General features: G+C 42.1%; 1 protein-coding gene. It reads right to left on the bottom strand.

The genetic code is table 11. The annotated features are described in order from the left end of the window. The coding region (locus ACYVRH_RS12605; RefSeq protein ID WP_461257252.1) for a periplasmic-type flagellar collar protein FlbB at window positions 1-546 on the bottom strand (546 nt) is incomplete at its 3' end. Between the last annotated feature and the right edge of the window lie 919 nt (window positions 547-1465).

Genomic DNA, 1465 nt, shown 5'->3' with positions numbered 1-1465 from the left:
GAACCAATAGGAAACAATTGATGCTGTTCCCTCGGCTTTGGCTATTTCCTCAGTCTTCCGGAGAACGTCGATAGCGTCCTGGTCATCCAGCTTGGCGATGATGCCCACCGCGTTTTGCGGCGGCATGCCTGTCAGATACCGGGCGTTCTGCTCGACATTCCTATCCTTATTTTCGGCATCTAATTGTTGCGCTCTGAGAGATTTTTCACGCTCGTCAAGCGCATTTTGACGTTCTTCCAATTCCTGCGCCATTTGCGTGATTTCCCCGTAGCGGTTGTCCAAATCCTTATTTTTGGTGTCTATTTCCATGCGGAGCAAGTCAATTTGTTCAAGCCGGACTGCCAGCCGTTCAGCGTCAAGGTTGAGCAATTCATCATCGGTCTTTTTTGGCTGTTTTCTGCCTTCTCCGGGCAAGAATGGGATATATTTGTAATAGGGCGCGAGTACGCTTTTTGCGTCAATTAGATTTAAATAATCGAACCATATAATGCCGCCCGCCGCGAGAATAATAATGAGCAGCAATAAGATTATTGCCTTTCCAATCATTTTTGATCTCCCAAATCACTTGATTATACTATGAATTTCGGCGGATTGTAAATGGGACTGAAGGGGTTTATAGAAGAAGAGTGCACACTAAGAGCACAAAGGAGGAGAAGAGCACAAAAAAGAGGGAAGAATTTACCATGAACTATTACAGAAAAAAATGGAGCAAAAAGACACAAAGTGTGTCTTTTTGACACGATTTATGGGGTGTTTGAAAGGGTTATGCGGTTTTTGGCTCGTGGTGTCTGCTTTCTTTTTTGACGGAAATCATTAGGTAAATTGTTACTATGAGTGCCGGAACTAACGGTATGCAAAGCAGTATTATCAAATTCATTTTTCTCCTCCTGCGATTATCGGCTGTTTTTTAATTTGTTAGTTACAAAAAAAAGTACCGCACTGGTGATTAATAAAGCAACTGTTAAAATGATTTGCCATGCCATGAGATTACCCTCCTAACCATGTTTTAATTATATCAATAACTGAAATTAATCCAAGTATTCCCGCACCTGTAGCCGCACCGTTTCCAACTCTAATCAGTATAGACGGTTGTTTGTTGGCAATTTCCAATAGGGAAATGATTTTGTCCAAGCGTTCCAGTAGTGATTTCTCATCTATACAGAATAATCATACGTCTTTTTTACATGAAGGTCAAGAGAGAAAAAATGTCTGATACCGTTTTCTCGCCCTGTCGTTTGCTATCAGACCGCTTTGCGGTCTGCGCAAACTTGCTTTTTTTGTTACAGTGGCATTTTTGGGGGCTCTTGCCGTGTCGCATTATTCATCTACGCCGCTTAACGCGGCGCTTTTGTTAGGCATCGTCAAAATCCCCTTCTTCGGTTTCTTTGAAACTGGCTTTGTCCTTGAATGTTTCGTCAATGATTTTGTGTTTTCCGCCTACCAGTTTTGGTTTGATGTTTTCAAT

The sequence above is a fragment of the Treponema sp. R80B11-R83G3 genome, assembly GCF_054786115.1.
The sequence above is the reverse complement of the archived record's forward strand: the minus strand, read 5'-3'. Positions and strand labels throughout refer to the sequence as shown.